16 protein-coding genes are annotated in these 14,983 nt (G+C 66.2%); 9 read left to right on the top strand and 7 right to left on the bottom strand.

Annotated features, from left to right (window positions below; translation table 11 throughout):
• Nucleotides 1-125: 125 nt before the first annotated feature.
• Nucleotides 126-1,076, top strand: a complete 951-nt coding sequence (locus tag AC2FMM_RS12250; RefSeq protein WP_496727579.1) for an L-threonylcarbamoyladenylate synthase — start codon at nucleotides 126-128, stop codon at nucleotides 1,074-1,076.
• Here AC2FMM_RS12250 and AC2FMM_RS12245 read toward each other — a convergent pair whose 3' ends face one another.
• The gene (locus tag AC2FMM_RS12245; RefSeq protein ID WP_490359821.1) at nucleotides 1,077-1,631 is read right to left on the bottom strand and encodes a YqgE/AlgH family protein; all 555 of its coding nucleotides are present in this window, start codon (nucleotides 1,629-1,631) and stop codon (nucleotides 1,077-1,079) included.
• Between the two features lie 144 nt (nucleotides 1,632-1,775).
• On the opposite strand from AC2FMM_RS12245, the gene AC2FMM_RS12240 reads away from it, so the two are divergent.
• Complete coding sequence (locus tag AC2FMM_RS12240; protein ID WP_496796698.1) at nucleotides 1,776-2,588, top strand: protein-disulfide reductase DsbD domain-containing protein; 813 nt, start codon at nucleotides 1,776-1,778, stop codon at nucleotides 2,586-2,588.
• A gap of 5 nt (nucleotides 2,589-2,593) precedes the next feature.
• Nucleotides 2,594-3,025, top strand: coding sequence for an NUDIX hydrolase (locus AC2FMM_RS12235; protein ID WP_496683059.1), 432 nt, complete (start codon nucleotides 2,594-2,596; stop codon nucleotides 3,023-3,025).
• Here AC2FMM_RS12235 and AC2FMM_RS12230 read toward each other — a convergent pair.
• From AC2FMM_RS12230 to AC2FMM_RS12205, 6 genes are all read right to left on the bottom strand, one after another.
• Nucleotides 2,992-6,393: an efflux RND transporter permease subunit gene (locus AC2FMM_RS12230; protein WP_496796697.1), complete on the bottom strand. Its 3,402-nt coding sequence runs from the start codon at nucleotides 6,391-6,393 to the stop codon at nucleotides 2,992-2,994. The genes AC2FMM_RS12235 and AC2FMM_RS12230 overlap by 34 nt on opposite strands.
• Before the next feature lie 4 nt (nucleotides 6,394-6,397).
• The gene (locus tag AC2FMM_RS12225) at nucleotides 6,398-7,852 is read right to left on the bottom strand and encodes an efflux RND transporter periplasmic adaptor subunit (RefSeq protein WP_496796696.1); all 1,455 of its coding nucleotides are present in this window, start codon (nucleotides 7,850-7,852) and stop codon (nucleotides 6,398-6,400) included.
• 107 nt (nucleotides 7,853-7,959) lie between these two features.
• Entirely contained in the window at nucleotides 7,960-8,502 is a 543-nt protein-coding gene (gene moaB / locus AC2FMM_RS12220; RefSeq protein ID WP_496684345.1) for a molybdenum cofactor biosynthesis protein B, read from the bottom strand.
• Between the two features lie 4 nt (nucleotides 8,503-8,506).
• Complete coding sequence (locus AC2FMM_RS12215; RefSeq protein WP_496684343.1) at nucleotides 8,507-9,127, bottom strand: LysE family translocator; 621 nt, start codon at nucleotides 9,125-9,127, stop codon at nucleotides 8,507-8,509.
• Nucleotides 9,124-9,723, bottom strand: coding sequence for a metallophosphoesterase family protein (locus tag AC2FMM_RS12210; RefSeq protein WP_496687652.1), 600 nt, complete (start codon nucleotides 9,721-9,723; stop codon nucleotides 9,124-9,126). The genes AC2FMM_RS12215 and AC2FMM_RS12210 overlap by 4 nt, the downstream gene beginning before the upstream one ends.
• Nucleotides 9,720-10,487, bottom strand: coding sequence for a uracil-DNA glycosylase (locus AC2FMM_RS12205; protein ID WP_496687649.1), 768 nt, complete (start codon nucleotides 10,485-10,487; stop codon nucleotides 9,720-9,722). The genes AC2FMM_RS12210 and AC2FMM_RS12205 overlap by 4 nt, the downstream gene beginning before the upstream one ends.
• Before the next feature lie 93 nt (nucleotides 10,488-10,580).
• On the opposite strand from AC2FMM_RS12205, the gene AC2FMM_RS12200 reads away from it, so the two are divergent.
• The 6 genes from AC2FMM_RS12200 (at nucleotide 10,581) to plsY (ending at nucleotide 14,955) form a co-directional block, all read left to right on the top strand.
• Nucleotides 10,581-11,186, top strand: coding sequence for a scavenger receptor class F, member 2 (locus AC2FMM_RS12200; RefSeq protein ID WP_496796695.1), 606 nt, complete (start codon nucleotides 10,581-10,583; stop codon nucleotides 11,184-11,186).
• A 65-nt stretch (nucleotides 11,187-11,251) separates the two neighbouring features.
• A complete protein-coding gene (locus AC2FMM_RS12195; RefSeq protein WP_005979082.1) occupies nucleotides 11,252-12,187 on the top strand; it encodes an aspartate carbamoyltransferase catalytic subunit in 936 nt (311 codons plus the stop codon).
• On the top strand, nucleotides 12,184-12,702 hold the full coding sequence (locus tag AC2FMM_RS12190; RefSeq protein WP_496796694.1) for a hypothetical protein: 519 nt from the start codon (nucleotides 12,184-12,186) through the stop codon (nucleotides 12,700-12,702). Before AC2FMM_RS12195 ends, AC2FMM_RS12190 begins: the two co-directional genes overlap by 4 nt.
• Nucleotides 12,687-13,073 (top strand): hypothetical protein, encoded by a 387-nt coding sequence (locus tag AC2FMM_RS12185; RefSeq protein ID WP_496684328.1) that lies wholly within the window; start codon nucleotides 12,687-12,689, stop codon nucleotides 13,071-13,073. Before AC2FMM_RS12190 ends, AC2FMM_RS12185 begins: the two co-directional genes overlap by 16 nt.
• On the top strand, nucleotides 13,070-14,350 hold the full coding sequence (gene pyrC / locus AC2FMM_RS12180) for a dihydroorotase (protein ID WP_496796693.1): 1,281 nt from the start codon (nucleotides 13,070-13,072) through the stop codon (nucleotides 14,348-14,350). The genes AC2FMM_RS12185 and pyrC overlap by 4 nt, the downstream gene beginning before the upstream one ends.
• On the top strand, nucleotides 14,350-14,955 hold the full coding sequence (gene plsY, locus AC2FMM_RS12175; protein ID WP_496796692.1) for a glycerol-3-phosphate 1-O-acyltransferase PlsY: 606 nt from the start codon (nucleotides 14,350-14,352) through the stop codon (nucleotides 14,953-14,955). Before pyrC ends, plsY begins: the two co-directional genes overlap by 1 nt.
• Nucleotides 14,956-14,983 lie beyond the last annotated feature (28 nt).

Below are 14,983 nucleotides of genomic sequence, written 5' to 3'. Positions count from 1 at the left end.
GGAAATCCTGTGTTGGTCGCATTGTCGGGCTTGGCTTCCACGGCCCGCGTCGGTATTCATCCAAGCTTGTTCGATTACCTATCCGTCCGCCTGTTGCAAGCAACCAAAACGCCGCGTCACCAGCCATGAGCTTCCAGAACACGCAGAGTCTGACCGCCGATGCCGCCGGAATCGCCGACGCTGCCGAGTTGCTGCGCCAGGGCCGGCTGGTCGCCTTTCCGACCGAGACGGTCTATGGGCTGGGCGCCGATGCCCGCAACGGCAACGCGGTCGCGGCGATCTATGCCGCCAAGGGCCGGCCCAGCTTCAACCCGCTGATCGCCCATGTCGCCTCAGTCGAGGCGGCGCAGCGCCACGTGGAGTGGTCGGATCAGGCCCAGCAGCTTGCGGATGCCTTCTGGCCCGGCCCACTGACGCTGGTGCTGCCGCTGCGGGCGGGGCACGGGGTGTCGTCGCTGGTGACGGCGGGGCTGGACACGCTGGCCGTTCGGGTGCCGGCCCACCCCACCGCACAGGCGCTGCTGCGCGCGGTCGACGGACCCGTGGCTGCGCCGTCGGCCAACCCATCGGGGCGGATCAGCCCCACCACCGCGGCCCATGTACGCGAAGGTCTGGACGGGCGCATTGCCGCGATCCTGGATGATGGCCCCTGTGCCGTAGGCCTGGAATCGACCATCGTCGGGCTGGCTGGCGCACCGGCCCTGCTGCGCCCGGGCGGTGTCGCCGCCGAGCAGATCGAAGCCGTTCTGGGCACGAAGCTGAGCCATCACAAGCCCGGTGACCTGCTGACCGCACCGGGCCAGTTGCAGTCGCACTACGCCCCGGACGCCGCTGTTCGACTGAACGCCGAACAGCGCCGAGGGGACGAGGTGCTGCTGGGCTTCGGGCCGGTGGCCTGCGATCTGAACCTGTCGGAACGGGGCGACCTGCTCGAGGCTGCCGCGAACCTGTTCGCCTATCTGCACAAACTGGACAAATCCGGGCGTCCGATCGCGGTCAGCCCGATCCCCGGCCACGGCTTGGGCGCCGCAATCAACGACCGCCTGCGCCGCGCCGCCGCCCCGCGCAATTCCTGATCAGGCCCGCCCGGCGCTGGCCGACAGAGTCAGCGGATCGACCCCCAGCGTAGCCAGTGCGGCCTCCCACTTGTCATCGTCGGGCAGATCAAAGACCAGTTTCGAGGTCGCCTCGGCGGTCAGCCAGCCATTCAGGCCGATCTCTTCTTCCAGCTGCCCCGGCCCCCAGCCGGAATAGCCCAACATCAGCATCGCGTTCAGCGGCCCCTTGCCCGCGGCGATATCCTCGAGCACGTCCAGCGTGGCGGTCATGCTGAAATCGCCGGCCACATGCAGCGAATGCAGGTTCGCGTCATAGTCGGAACTGTGCAGAACGAACCCGCGCGACAGCTCGACCGGGCCGCCGAAATGCACGAGGCGCTCGCCCACGATCGGGATCTGACAGGGGATGTTCAACTGGCCCAGCAACGTCTTGACCCGCAGGTCCGACGGCTTGTTCACGATCAGACCCATCGCGCCATCCTCGCCATGGCTGCAGATGTAGACCACCGAGTGGTCAAAGCGGGGATCGCCCATTCCGGGCATCGCGATCAACAGTTTTCCGGTCAGATCCATCGGTTGAAGACTCTTTCTTCGTATTCCCCCACAATGGCCCCGCGTGCCCCGGATTGGCAAGGGATCACGCCAGATTTCGCAGCTTTGCCGCAGGTGAACGGAACGTGACTTGGCAAACCGGGCCACAACACGCATGTATGAACCATGACCAGCATGTTCAAATCCCTTGCCACGATCCTGTCGACCTGCCTTTTTCTGGCCGCGCCGGTCCGGGCGCAGGGCGTGGACGACATCGTGCAACTCGACATCCTGGATGGAGGGCTGTCGCAGGACGGCACCTATCTGGGCGCTCTGCGCCTGCGGCTCGAGGATGGCTGGAAGACCTATTGGCGCGCGCCCGGCGATTCCGGCATTCCCCCTCAGTTCGACTGGGGCCGGTCCGACAATGTCGGCGCGGTGTCCGTCATCTGGCCCGCACCCGAGGTATTCGACCAGAACGGCCTGAAATCGATCGGCTACGCCAGGCAGGTCGTGCTGCCGATCAAGATCACGCCCAAGACCGCTGGCCAGCCGGTTCGGCTGAGGGGCGAGGTCGATCTGGGCGTCTGCAAGGACGTGTGCATTCCGGCCACGCTGGGCTTTGACCACGCGCTGGACGCGGGCGCGCCTCGCAATCCCGCCATTGCCGCGGCGTTGGCACAGAGGCCCTATTCCGAGCGCGAAGCCGGCGTATCATCCGCCACCTGCCACCTGAAACCCACGGCGGATGGCCTGTCGGTGCAGGTCAGGATCTCGATGCCGCCGGCCGGCGGTGCCGAAGTGGCGGTGATCGAACCGGGCAACCCCGCGCTGTGGGTATCACCGGCCGAAACCATCCGGCAGGGCGGCACCCTGATTGCCTCGGCCGAGGTGGTCAGCGCCGACGGCAGGCCCTTTGCTCTGGACCGGTCCAACCTGCGGATCACGGTTCTGGGCGCGCGCCACGCAGTCGACATCCGCGGCTGCAGCGCCGGTTGACCCCTATGAGCCGGTTCCCCCGAATCGGCGCCCTGGCCGTGGTGGTGCAGGACGGGCAGGTGCTGCTGGTACAGCGCAGCAAGACCCCAGATGCGGGGCTTTGGGGATTTCCCGGTGGGCATGTGGAGTGGGGCGAGACCGTCCTGCAGGCCGCAGCCCGCGAGTTGCTAGAGGAAACCGGCGTGACCGCCAGCCCGCAGCACTATCTGGGCAACCTGGACCTGTTGCACCGAGACGAGACCGGGCAAGTCCGCGCGCACTACCTGCTGGTGGGGGTGGCCTGCCGGTTCGAGTCGGGCACACCCAAGGCCGGCGACGACGCGCTCGACGCGGCCTGGTTTCCCACCGAACGTATCCTGAGCGGCGCCCTGCCGATGAGCGCGCGCGTGCCGGAACTGCTGATTCAGGCCCTCGCCCGGGCCGAGAACCGCGCATAGAGCAGGCTCGACACCAGCATCCCGACGACCAGAATGACCACGGCTCCTGCCGCAAAGGCACCCAGCCCCATGCGCAGGATCGCAGGCCCGTCAGGCCCGCCGTAAAAGCCCGCGACAACCCCGGCCGGGGCGCCCGCAACCAACGGCCAGACCATCGTGACCATCATCCACATCAGCATCGCGGCACCGGTACCCATGGCCGAGGCGCGCACCACCCGGTCCGGCGCGCGCAGCGCCCTGCGCATCGCGGTCATGGGGCGGGCAACGTCATTCAGTATGGCCAGCAGCGCCGGCACCAGCAACAGAACCAGAACCATGCCGAACGCCAGCCCATAGACCAGCGTGATCACCGTCGGCTTGAGGAACTGAGCCTGTTGCGACCCTTCGTACAGAAGTGGGGTCAGCCCCAGAACCGTAGTCAGCGTGGTCAGCATCACGGGCCGCAGACGGTCGGCCGTGCCTTCGATGATCGACGGCACCAGCCCGCGCTCCTGCCGGTACTGGTCGATGGTCGTGACCAGCACGATCGAGTCGTTGATGATGATCCCGGTCATGCCCAGCAACCCCACCACAGTGAACATGCTGAGCGGAACATCCCAGATGTAGTGACCCCAGATCGTGCCCACCAGGCCGAAGGGGATGATCGACATCACCACCAGCGGTCGGGTCCAGCTGGCGAAGACCCAGGCTAGCACAAGGTAGATCCCGGTCAGGCACAGGATCAGCCCGGTTCGGGCCTCGGCCAGGAATTCGTTTTCCTGTTCGCTCAGGCCGGCCATGCGCCAGTCGACCTGTTTGTCGGCGGCGATCTTCGGTAGAATCTCGTCGTGCATGGCGCGGGCGATTTCCGCAGCGCGGGCCGGGTCATCCTCGGAGATGTCGCCCTTGACCGTCACGACCCGCAGCCCGTTCTCCCGGCGTACCGTCGAGAACCCCGACTTGCGCTGAACCGAAACGATGTCGGCCAACGGCACATAGACACCCTCGGGCGAACGCATCAGGGTGCGTTCCAGAAAATCGGCCGTCAGTTCGCCTTCTGGCAGCTCGACCCGGATCTCGGCACTGCGGGGTCCGTCAGGGAAGGTCGCGGCCTCGATCCCGTTCAGGCGGTTGCGCAGCACCCGGCCCAGTGTCTCGATGCGAAAGCCCAGCGCCTCGCCCTGGGCCGTCAGGTCCAGAACGAACTCTTCCTTGTCATAGGCCAGGTTGTCTTCAAGCGCCGAAACCTCGGGGTATTTCGACAGCTCGGCTTGCAGCGCCTCGGACGCAGCCTTCAACGTGCTCACGTCGGCGCCATAGAACTGTACGTCGATCGCATCGCCCCCTGGACCCGAACGCCAGCCCCGGAAGCTGAGCAACTCGACCTTTGGGTGGCGCGGCGCGAATTCCTGCAGCTCGCCCACGAATTCGAAACTGGAAAAGGGGCGCAGGTCGGCGTCGATCAATTCGATCGAGATGCCACCCAGCAGATCGCTGTCCTTGCCCTGCGCGGCCGACAGGCCATAGCCGGCGCTGCCGCCGACCTCGGCCAGAACATAGTCGATGGGGTTGCGGCCATGGCGTTCTTCGTAGATCCGGCCCAGTTCCTCGGTCGCGCGCTGCAGCATGTGCATCATTTCCAAGGTATCCGCGCGGGTGGCGCCCTCGGCCATGATGAAATTGCCGGTGACCGAGCCGCGCTCGGGGGCGTTGAAGAACCGCCAGGTCACGTCGCCCCGGATGAACAGCGCGATCTGGCTGGCCAAGATGGCGACCATCAGCGCCACCACCACATAACGCGCCCAGATGGCCCAGGCGACCAGCGGGCGGAACAGATGGTCGCGCACCCAGCGAAAGCCCCGGTTCACCACCCGGTTGGGCCAGTCGTACCAGTGTTCCTTCGCTGAATGCGCAATGGCGTGGGACATGTGCTTGGGCAGGATCAGAAAGCATTCGACCAGCGAGGCGGCCAGCACCGCGATCACGGTAAAGGGAATGTCGCGGATCAGCTCGCCGAACCGGCCGCCGATAACGGTCAGGCCGAAAAAGGCGATCACCGTCGTGACGGTGGCGGCAAGGACTGGCATCGCCATGTGCCGGGCCGCGCGTTCAGCGGCAACCACCGGTGGCTCGCCCAGGCGGCGGGCGCGGAAATCGGCATGTTCGCCCACTACGATCGCGTCATCGACTACGATGCCCAGCGTGATGATCAACCCGAACAACGAGACCATGTTGATCGACAGCCCGCCGATATACATCAAGGCGATGGCAGCCGACATGGCCACCGGAATGCCTGCGGCCACCCAGAAGGCAATGCGGGCGTTCAGGAACAGAAACAGCAGGCCCACCACCAGGCCCAGCCCCATCAGGCCGTTGTCGATCAGGATGTCCAGCCGGTCGGTGATGGCCTGCGCGCGGGTGCGGATCAGGTCGATCGTGATGCCTTCAGGCAGGGTGGCCTGCATCTCGGCCACCACGTCTTCGACCGTGTGCTGAATGCCGATCGCGTCGCCCAGGTTCGACCGGTCCACGCGGATCGACATGGCCGGGTTCTCGCCCACGAAATAGCTGCGGTTACGGGTCACCCCCTCGAGCCGGATCCGCGCCACGTCGCGCACCACCAGCTTGGACCCATCGGGATAGTTGCGCAGCACGATGCCCTCGATCTGTTCGGGGCTACGCTTTTCGATCCCGGTACGGATCCGGGCATTGGCCCCAGACACATCGCCCGCGGGGTTGACGGTGACTTCGGCGGCAATGGCGGCGGCGATCTCGGACATCGTGATGTCGCGGGCGATCAACTGCGCGGTGGGAACCTCGACCACGATGCGGGGTGCGGCCAGCCCCCGGATCGTGGTACGGGTCACGCCGGCCGCGAACAGACGGTTGATCAACTCGTCCGTCAGCCGGGCCAGCTGCTCGGCCTCAACGGGGCCGGTGATGACCACATCCGTCACCCGATCGCTCCATGCTGACCGCCGGATCGAGGGCTCTTCGGCGTCCTCGGGCAGGTTGGTGACGCTGTCGATGGCGGTGCGCACGTCTTCGATCGCGCGGGCCATGTCCCAGTTCGGTTCGAATTCCAGCGCGATGTTCGCGGTTCCCTCGCGCGAAGTCGCTTCGGTGGTGGCGACGCCATCGATCCCCTTCAGCGCGGGTTCAAGGATCTGGACGATGCCACTGTCCATGTCCTCGGGACCGGCGCCGTCCCATTCGACGTCGATTTCCACCCATTGCATCACGACATCGGGAAAGAACTGCGCCCGCATGTTCGGGGCCGCGGCCGCCCCAAGGACCAGCATCACCACCAGCAAAAGGTTGGCCACGGTCCGGTGCCGGGTGAAATAGCTCAGCAGGCCGCCGGCCGCATCCGGGATCCCGCGCATCATCGCGCTAGCCCCCCGTCCGGGTTTCCAGGCGCTGCACCAGTGACGCAGGCACCTTCGAGGCGGCCAACTGGTTCAGCACCCGGGTCTTGACCTCTTGCGGCATACGCTCACTGGCCTCGACTTGGGCCACCAGCCGCGCGCGCTGTTCGTCGCTAAGCTCGACCATGTCGGGGTCGGCGGCCGCGCTGTCCTCGATGCGGACGGGGCGCACCCGGACACCGGCGCCTAGCAGCGGCGTGCGCGCCACCACCACTTCGCGCCCGGCAAGGCCTTCCCCGCGCAACAGAACCGCGTCACCCTGTCGGCGCACCAGCTCGACGGGTAGAACCGCAAGGCGGTCCTCGCCCTCGAGCACAAGCACCGTGCCCTGCGCATCCAGCGCCGAGGCCGGCAGGCGCACCACGTTTTCCAACGGCTGTTCCTGCACCGAGACGGTGACGAAATCGCCCGGCTTGAACCCCGTCGTCTGATCCAGCCGCGCAAAGATCAGACGCCCAGTCTGGCCTTCGCCAGCCGAACCGCTGTCACGGCTGATGCGTCCGGTGGCGACCAGATCGGTCCCCGTCACCTCGAGCGAGACCGTGACCGGCGCCGTGATCAGCGCGCCCCGCTCGTCCAGCAGGCGCACATATTGCGCGGTGGACACCCGGAACGCGACCTCGAGCGCCTGCGGATCCACCAGTTCGGCCAGCTTTTCGTTCGCGGTCACCAGCCCGCCCTCGACCAGCGACACACCCGAAAGCGTGCCGTCGAACCCGGCCCGGATCGTCATGTCATCGACATCGCGTTCGGCCGAGTCCAAGGCGATCTGGGCGCGCGCCAGCAGCGTGGTCGCCTGATCGACCCGCGACTCGGCCTGGGCCAGCGCGATCCGGCGCGACAGAACCGTCTGGCGGGCCGAGGCGGCAGCCAGTTCCGCCTCTTCGACGCTGGCCGTTGCCCCGACCCCGCGCTCCAGCAGATCCTTCTGGCGTTGCAAGGCCCGTTCGCGCAGGTCGGATTGCGCCTGCGCGGCGCGCAGTTCGTCCTGCGCCAAAAGCAGCGCGCGTTCCGCGTCGCGCTGTTCGAACTGCGCATCAAGCAGATCCGATCGCGCCCGTTCAAGCACGGCCAACGCATCGGCGGGGTCCAGTTGCACCAGAACCTCGCCGGCGCGGACTTCGCCACCCTCTTCGAAATTCTCCGCCAGGCTGATCACGCGCCCGCCAAGCGCAGCCCGCAACTCCAGCCGGCGGCGGCTCTGGACCTGTCCAAAAGCCTCGAGATACGGGGTGGCCGTCGTCACCTCGGCCTTCTGGACGGTGACGGCAAACACCCGTTCGCGCGGGGGCGGCGGGTCGGAATCGCGGGTCATCACCTCTTGCACGGCACCGGTGATCAGTTGCGCGGCCACCAGCAGCAACGCCAACATCAGCGACGCCAGAAAGATACCGACAAGGCTTTGCCGCAGAAATCGCATCGATCATTCACTCCGGTCGCAGCAGGCTGCCATGCACACGAACGTAGCCTGACAGCAAAAAATGCCAAGCCACAAGGCAGTTAACCCACCTGAAACGCACGACCAGTCTACTTCCGTCGCAGATGTTCGTCCAATCTGGGCATGATTTCCACGAAATTGCAGGGGCGGTGGCGGTAATCCAGCTGTTTTTCGAGGATCCCGTCCCACGCATCCTTGCAGGCACCGGGGCTGCCCGGCAAGGCGAACAGATAGGTCCCGCCCGCCACGCCGCCCGTGGCCCGCGACTGCACCGCCGAGGTGCCGATCTTTTCCATCGAGATCAGGGTGAAAACGGTTCCGAAGGCCTCAATTTCCTTTTCGTAGACATCGCGGTGCGCCTCGACCGTTACGTCGCGCCCGGTCAGCCCCGTTCCGCCGGTCGAGATGACCACGTCGATCCGGGGGTCGGCGACCCAGGCGCGCAGCTGGTCGGCGATCTGGTCGCGTTCGTCCCGGATGATCTTGCGGTCGGCCAGGATGTGACCGGCGCGTTCGATCCGGTCGACCAGCGTCTGGCCCGACCGGTCCTCGGCCATGGACCGGGTGTCCGACACGGTCAGAACGGCGATGCGGACAGGGATGAACTCGATCGTTTCGTCGATGCGGGACATGGGTTCAGGTCCTTTCCATGACGGCCAGCCGCACCGCGAGCGCCGTGAAAACGCCGCCGCTGACCCAGCCCAGAATGCGCGAGGCGCGCGGGCTGGAGACCAGCACCCGCCCGGCTCCGCCGGCAAAGGCCCCAACCAAGCCGTTTACCACCAGCCCGCCGACGGCGATGATCGCGCCCAACGTCAGGAACTGCAGCAGGACCGACCCGCTGTCGGGCGAGACGAATTGCGGGATGAAGGCCAGCACGAACAGGATCACCTTGGGGTTGGTCAGGTTCACCAGCATCCCGTCGCGAAAGGCGAAACGCGTGGGCCGGGCCGGTGTCTCGGCCAAGATCGCCCCGTTGCGGATCGCGCCCCAGGCCAGATACAGCAGATACCCGACGCCCATCCAGCGGATCACGTCGAACAACCATGGCAGCGCCGCAACTGCTGCGCCCAGGCCCAGCCCGGCCAGCAGAACATGCACCATCAGACCCGCCGACACCCCGGCGCTGGCCACGACCGCCGGGCGCGCGCCCGAACGCAGGCCCTGCCCAAAACAAAACATCATGTCGGCCCCGGGCGTGAGGTTCAGCGCCAGGGCCGCCGGAACGAATGCCAGCAGCGTGGTGGCTTCAATCATGTCTCGACCTCGAACCAGTTGACCTTGGGGCCCAGGTTGGCCACCTGCGTGCGGCCGATCCTGCCGCGCGCGCCCCAGCTGTCGTGGATATGCCCGCAAAAGTTGAATTCGGGCTGAATCCGTTCGATTGCATCGCGCACCGCGACCGAGCCGACGGACAGTCCCTGCGATGTGACATCCCCGCAGGATTTAGGCGGCGAATGGGTGATCAAGATATGGGCCCCGTCGCAGCGGTTCAGCAGTTCTTCGGCCTCGGCCTCGGTCAGATCGCAGGACCAGTCTCCGAAGGGCGTGACCGGCACGCCGTAGCCCAGCCCGAACAGTTCAACGCCGTCCAACGTCATGCCCGACCCGTGCAGCACATGCACGCCGTCCGGCGCGGCCCGGGCCAGTTCCTCGGCGCTTTCGGCATTGCCGGGCACCAGCACCATTGGCGCTGAAATGCCCGACAGCATCTCCATCGCCTGATCCAGCCCTTGCCGCCCGTTGCAGTAATCTCCAGCCCCGATCACCAGATCCGTGTCCGCGCTGGCCGCTACCAGTTCGGCCGCCCTGTTGCGGGCCAAGTGCAGGTCGGAAAAGGCCAGTATCTTCATCTATTGCCCTCCAGAAACGCGCGCAGTTCCAACAGATCGGCCCAGGCCTGACGCTTGGCATGGGGTTGGCGCAACAGATAGGCCGGGTGCAGCATTGGCAGGACCGGCAGGTTCAGCGCCTGATCCCACTGACCGCGCAGCCGCGTGATGCCGCGTTTGCCCAGTACTGCCTGACAGCTGATGTTGCCCATCACCACCAGAACCTTCGGCTTGGCCAGGGCTACGTGCCGCTCCAGAAACGGCTGCATCATGGCAATCTCGTCCGGCCGAGGGTCCCTGTTTTGCGGCGGGCGCCAGGGCAGGACATTGGTGATGTAGACGTTTTGGGCGCGGTCCATATCGATCGCGGCCAGCATCCGATCCAGCAACTGCCCGGCGCGGCCGACGAATGGCTTGCCCACGCGGTCCTCATCACGGCCCGGAGCCTCGCCGACGATCATGACAGGCGCACCGGCGGTGCCGTCGGCAAAGACCAGGTGCCGCGCGCCGCGCTTCAGGTCGCAATGAGCGAAGGCCTCCATCGCCGCGCGCAGTTGATCCAGAGACGATGCGGCCGCAGCCGACTTTTTCGCCTCGGCCACCGGGTCCAGCGCAACCGGCTTCTGCGGCGCGGCCTGAGGCGTAGCAGGTTTCCGCGCCTTGGGCGTCGTGTCCGGCAGGGCATAGCGATCGATCGGGGTGTCGACGATCGCGTCGGTCACACCCAGTTCGACCTGCCATTCCAGCAGGGCGCGCGCGGTAAAAGGATCAAGGGCCGATTCCATGCTCATCAATCTAACCAGCTTTGAGAGAAGTGAAAGCGAATTGGCCTTGCCTTGACCCATTGCCCGGCCGACCATGGCCCTGTCATGGTCCGAATGCTGAAACTCCTGTTGATTGCCCTGTTCGTCCTGCCGCCGGGCGCGACTTTGGCCCAGTCGTTTCTCGATGATCGCGGACAATGCCGCGCGGGCCAGTTCCAGTGCGGTCTGAAATGCTGCTCGGTCGGCCAACGCTGCAGCTTTGACGGGTTCTGCATTCAGGTCGGGGGCACCTATTGCGGCGGCGGGCGGTCCTGCGGACCGTTCGAGAAATGCGTGGCCGGGGGCACCCGATGTGCACCGGCAGGGGCGAACAAATGCGCCTCGCGGCTGGATTGCCCGGGCGGGACCTTTTGCAACGGGCGCGGCGAATGCGAGCGCAGTTCGCCAGACTTCGACCCCTCACCGAAACCGGCAACGCCCTGCGACGACGGGCGGACCTGCGCACCCGGCTCGACCTGCCTGCCCGGCGGAGGTTGCACGCGCCCGGGCTGGTACCTGTGCGAAGAGACCGGATCGCAATGCCGCACCGGGTTCAAATGCTCGGCCAATCAAGGCTGCGTGCCCAGAAAGGCCGTCGATTGCGGATACGGCAAGTGGTGCAAACCCGGCGAGCGGTGCCTGCCCGAAGGCGGATGCGAGAAACTGCCAGATGGGGACTGAGTCCAGTTGCCCCGGCGCGCTGCGCTTTCTATAAGCGGCGCGACTGTCAGACAGGAGCCCGGCCCATGCGTTTCGCCCATCGTCACCTACTTGGCATCGAGCATCTGTCCCAATCCGACATCACCGCCATTCTGGACCTGGCCGAAAAATACGTCGATCTGAACCGGCAATCGGCCAAGCACTCGGACGTTCTGGCGGGGCTGACCCAGATCAACATGTTCTTCGAAAACTCGACCCGCACGCAGGCCAGTTTCGAACTTGCGGGCAAGCGTCTGGGCGCGGATGTGATGAACATGGCGATGCAGGCCAGCTCGATCAAAAAGGGCGAGACCCTGATCGACACGGCGATGACGCTGAACGCGATGCATCCCGACCTGCTGGTGGTGCGGCATCCGCATTCGGGCGCGGTGGATCTGCTGGCCCAGAAGGTCAACTGCGCGGTGCTGAACGCCGGTGACGGGCGGCACGAACACCCAACGCAGGCGCTGCTGGATGCGCTGACCATCCGCCGGGCCAAGGGGCGGCTGCACCGGTTGAACGTGGCGATCTGCGGGGATGTCGCCCATTCCCGCGTGGCGCGGTCAAACCTGATCCTGCTGGGCAAGATGGAAAACCGCATCCGCCTGATCGGCCCACCGACGCTGGTGCCCGCGCAATTCGCCGAATTCGGGGCCGAGATCTATGACGACATGACTGAAGGCCTGCGCGACGTGGACGTTGTGATGATGCTGCGCCTTCAGAAAGAGCGGATGGATGGTGGGTTCATCCCGTCGGAACGGGAATACTATCACCGCTATGGCCTGGACGCCGCCAAGCTGGCGCTGGCCAAGCCGGACGCCATCGTGATGCATCCCGGCCCGATGAACCGCGGCGTCGAGATCGACGGGACGCTGGCCGATGACATCAACCGCTCGGTCATCCAGGAACAGGTCGAGATGGGCGTCGCCGTGCGCATGGCCGCGATGGAGTTGCTGGCCCGCAACTTAAAGGAGGCGGCATGAGAGATCTGACCCTATCCGCTGGCGAGCGCGGCGTGATCCGCCTGTTCGCGCTGGACATGCGCCCCGAAGAGGCGAAGTTCCTGCGCGAACCCGGCGCGGCAGATCAGGTCCTTGGGGTCTCGGGGCTGGACCCCAAGCAGATCGACGTCTTTCCGGTGTCCGACCTCGAGGATCTGGGCCTCTACGGCTATCTCAGCGAGGGCTGCGGCGTCTCCGAGGACCAGCTGGACCGGGCCAAGCTGGAGTCGGTCGACGGCTGGGTTCTGGTGCTGCGCAGCGCCGCTCTGGGTGGGCGCGCGGTCACATTGGACCCCGACCCGCGCCTGCGCCTGATCGGCCTTTACACCGAAGAGGCCACGAACTGGACCGGCGGCACTATCGCGACCGAAAGCGCGAGACCGTACTCGGCCGCGCCGAACCCGGTTTCGAGCGAGCAACCCCGCCAGACGGGATCGGCCATACTTGCCCTGATCATACTGCTGGTCATCGGAGGTGCTCTGTGGCTGATCCTGTGATCTTTGCGCCGGACAAGGGCGCCTATGTCCGCACCAACGCCTGGCTGGCCGCGGGCGCGATGGCGGGCGCGATGTTCGTGCTGTGGCTGATCGGCAATCCCTATGTCTGGACCGGCGCCCCGGCCGGTCTGGCGGCGGTGGGCGTCCGGGCGTGGTACCTGGCGTCGGAGGAACTGGCGACCAACTGGCAGATGACCAACACCACCCTGACCGGCCCCGGCGGACGCAGCGTGCCGCTGAAGCAGATCGCGGCCGTGAATATCATGGGCAGCTTCGTGCAGATCGTCACCAAGGGCGGCGACAAGCACCTGATCAAGTACCAGACCGACCCGGCCGCCACCAAAGCTGCGATTGAAAGGGCAATGGCATGACCAACCTGATCTTCACCAACGCCCGCCTTATCGACCCCGAAGCCGGAACCGACGCGCTGGGCTGGCTGCACGTGGCCGATGGACGGATCGTGGCCAGCGGGGGCGGTTCGGCGCCCGCAGCGGACGCGCAGATGATTGATTGCGGCGGCCAGTGTCTGGCCCCCGGCATCGTCGATATCGGCGTCAAGGTCTGCGAGCCGGGCGAGCGACACAAGGAAAGCTACAAATCCGCGGGCCTTGCCGCCGCAGCCGGTGGCGTGACCACAATGGTCACCCGACCCGACACCCTGCCTGCGATCGACACGCCGGAAACGCTCGAATTCGTCACCCGCCGCGCCCAGGCCGATACGCCCGTCAACGTGCTGCCCATGGCCGCCCTGACCAAGGGCCGCGACGGGCGCGAAATGACCGAGATCGGGTTTCTGATGGATGCGGGTGCGGTGGCCTTTACCGACTGCGACCATGTGGTGGCCGATACCAAGGTGTTTTCCCGCGCGCTGACCTATGCCAAGGCCTGCGGCGCGCTGGTCATCGCCCACCCGCAGGACCCTGGCCTGAGCCACGGGGCCGCCGCCACCAGCGGCAAGTTCGCCGCCTTGCGCGGTCTGCCGGCCGTTTCGCCTATGGCCGAACGCATGGGGCTGGACCGCGACATCGCCTTGCTGGAAATGACCGGCGCCGCCTATCACGCCGATCAGATCACCACGGCCCGCGCCCTACCCGCGCTGGAGCGGGCCAAGCGCAACGGGCTGGACATCACCGCCGGCACCTCGATCCATCACCTGACACTGAACGAACTGGACGTGGCGGACTATCGCACCTTCTTCAAGGTCAAGCCGCCGCTGCGCTCCGAGGATGACCGGCAGGCGGTGATCGAGGCCGTGCGCTCCGGCCTGGTCGACACGATCAGTTCGATGCACACGCCGCAGGACGAGGAAAGCAAACGGTTGCCGTTCGAAGAGGCGGCCTCGGGCGCGGTGGCGTTGGAAACCCTGCTGCCGGCTGCGCTGCGCCTGTATCATGCCGATCAACTGGACCTTCCGACCCTGTTCCGGGCCATGGCGCTGAACCCAGCGAAACGACTGGGGCTGGACTGCGGCCGCCTGAGCGCGGGCGCCCCGGCCGATCTGGTGCTGTTTAACCCGGATGTGCCCTTCGTGCTGGACCGGTTCACGCTGAAATCGAAATCGCAGAACACGCCGTTTGACGGGCAGCGGATGCAGGGTAAGGTCACCGCAACCTACGTTGCAGGCAAAGAAATCTACCGGAGACCCTGATGCCCCCTCTCGACAGCACGACGACCCAACTGATCATCTGGGCCGCGATCGGATACCTGATGGGGTCCATCCCCTTCGGTATGCTTGTCGCGCGCCTGATGGGGTTGGGCAACCTGCGCAAGATCGGATCGGGCAATATCGGCGCCACGAATGTTCTGCGCACCGGGAACAAAGCGGCGGCCGCGCTGACCCTGCTGTTCGATGCGGGCAAGGGCGCGCTGGCGGTTCTTCTGGCTCGGGCGCTGGCTGGCGAGGACGCAGCGCAGATCGCGGCGCTGTCGGCTTTTGTCGGCCATTGCTACCCGGTCTGGCTGGGCTTCAAGGGCGGCAAGGGTGTGGCCACCTTTCTGGGTCTCTGGTTGGCGCTGGACTGGCGGGTCGGCGTTGCTTGCTGCCTGACCTGGCTGGTGGCGGCGGCGATCTGGCGGATTTCATCCATCGGTGCCCTTGCGGCGGCGGCGCTGTCGACCATCTGGATCACCCTGCTGACCAACGGCGCCACCTTTGCCCTTGGCGCGGTGCTGACGCTGTTGATCTACTGGCGGCACCGTGAAAACCTGGCCCGCATCAAGGCCGGAACCGAACCCAAAATCGGCAAATCCTAGCGCCGTCTGCCCGTCCACGGCCCAATCA

The sequence above is a fragment of the Ruegeria sp. BHSC043 genome (assembly GCF_059612985.1).
This window is presented reverse-complemented; position numbering and strand designations above follow the sequence as displayed.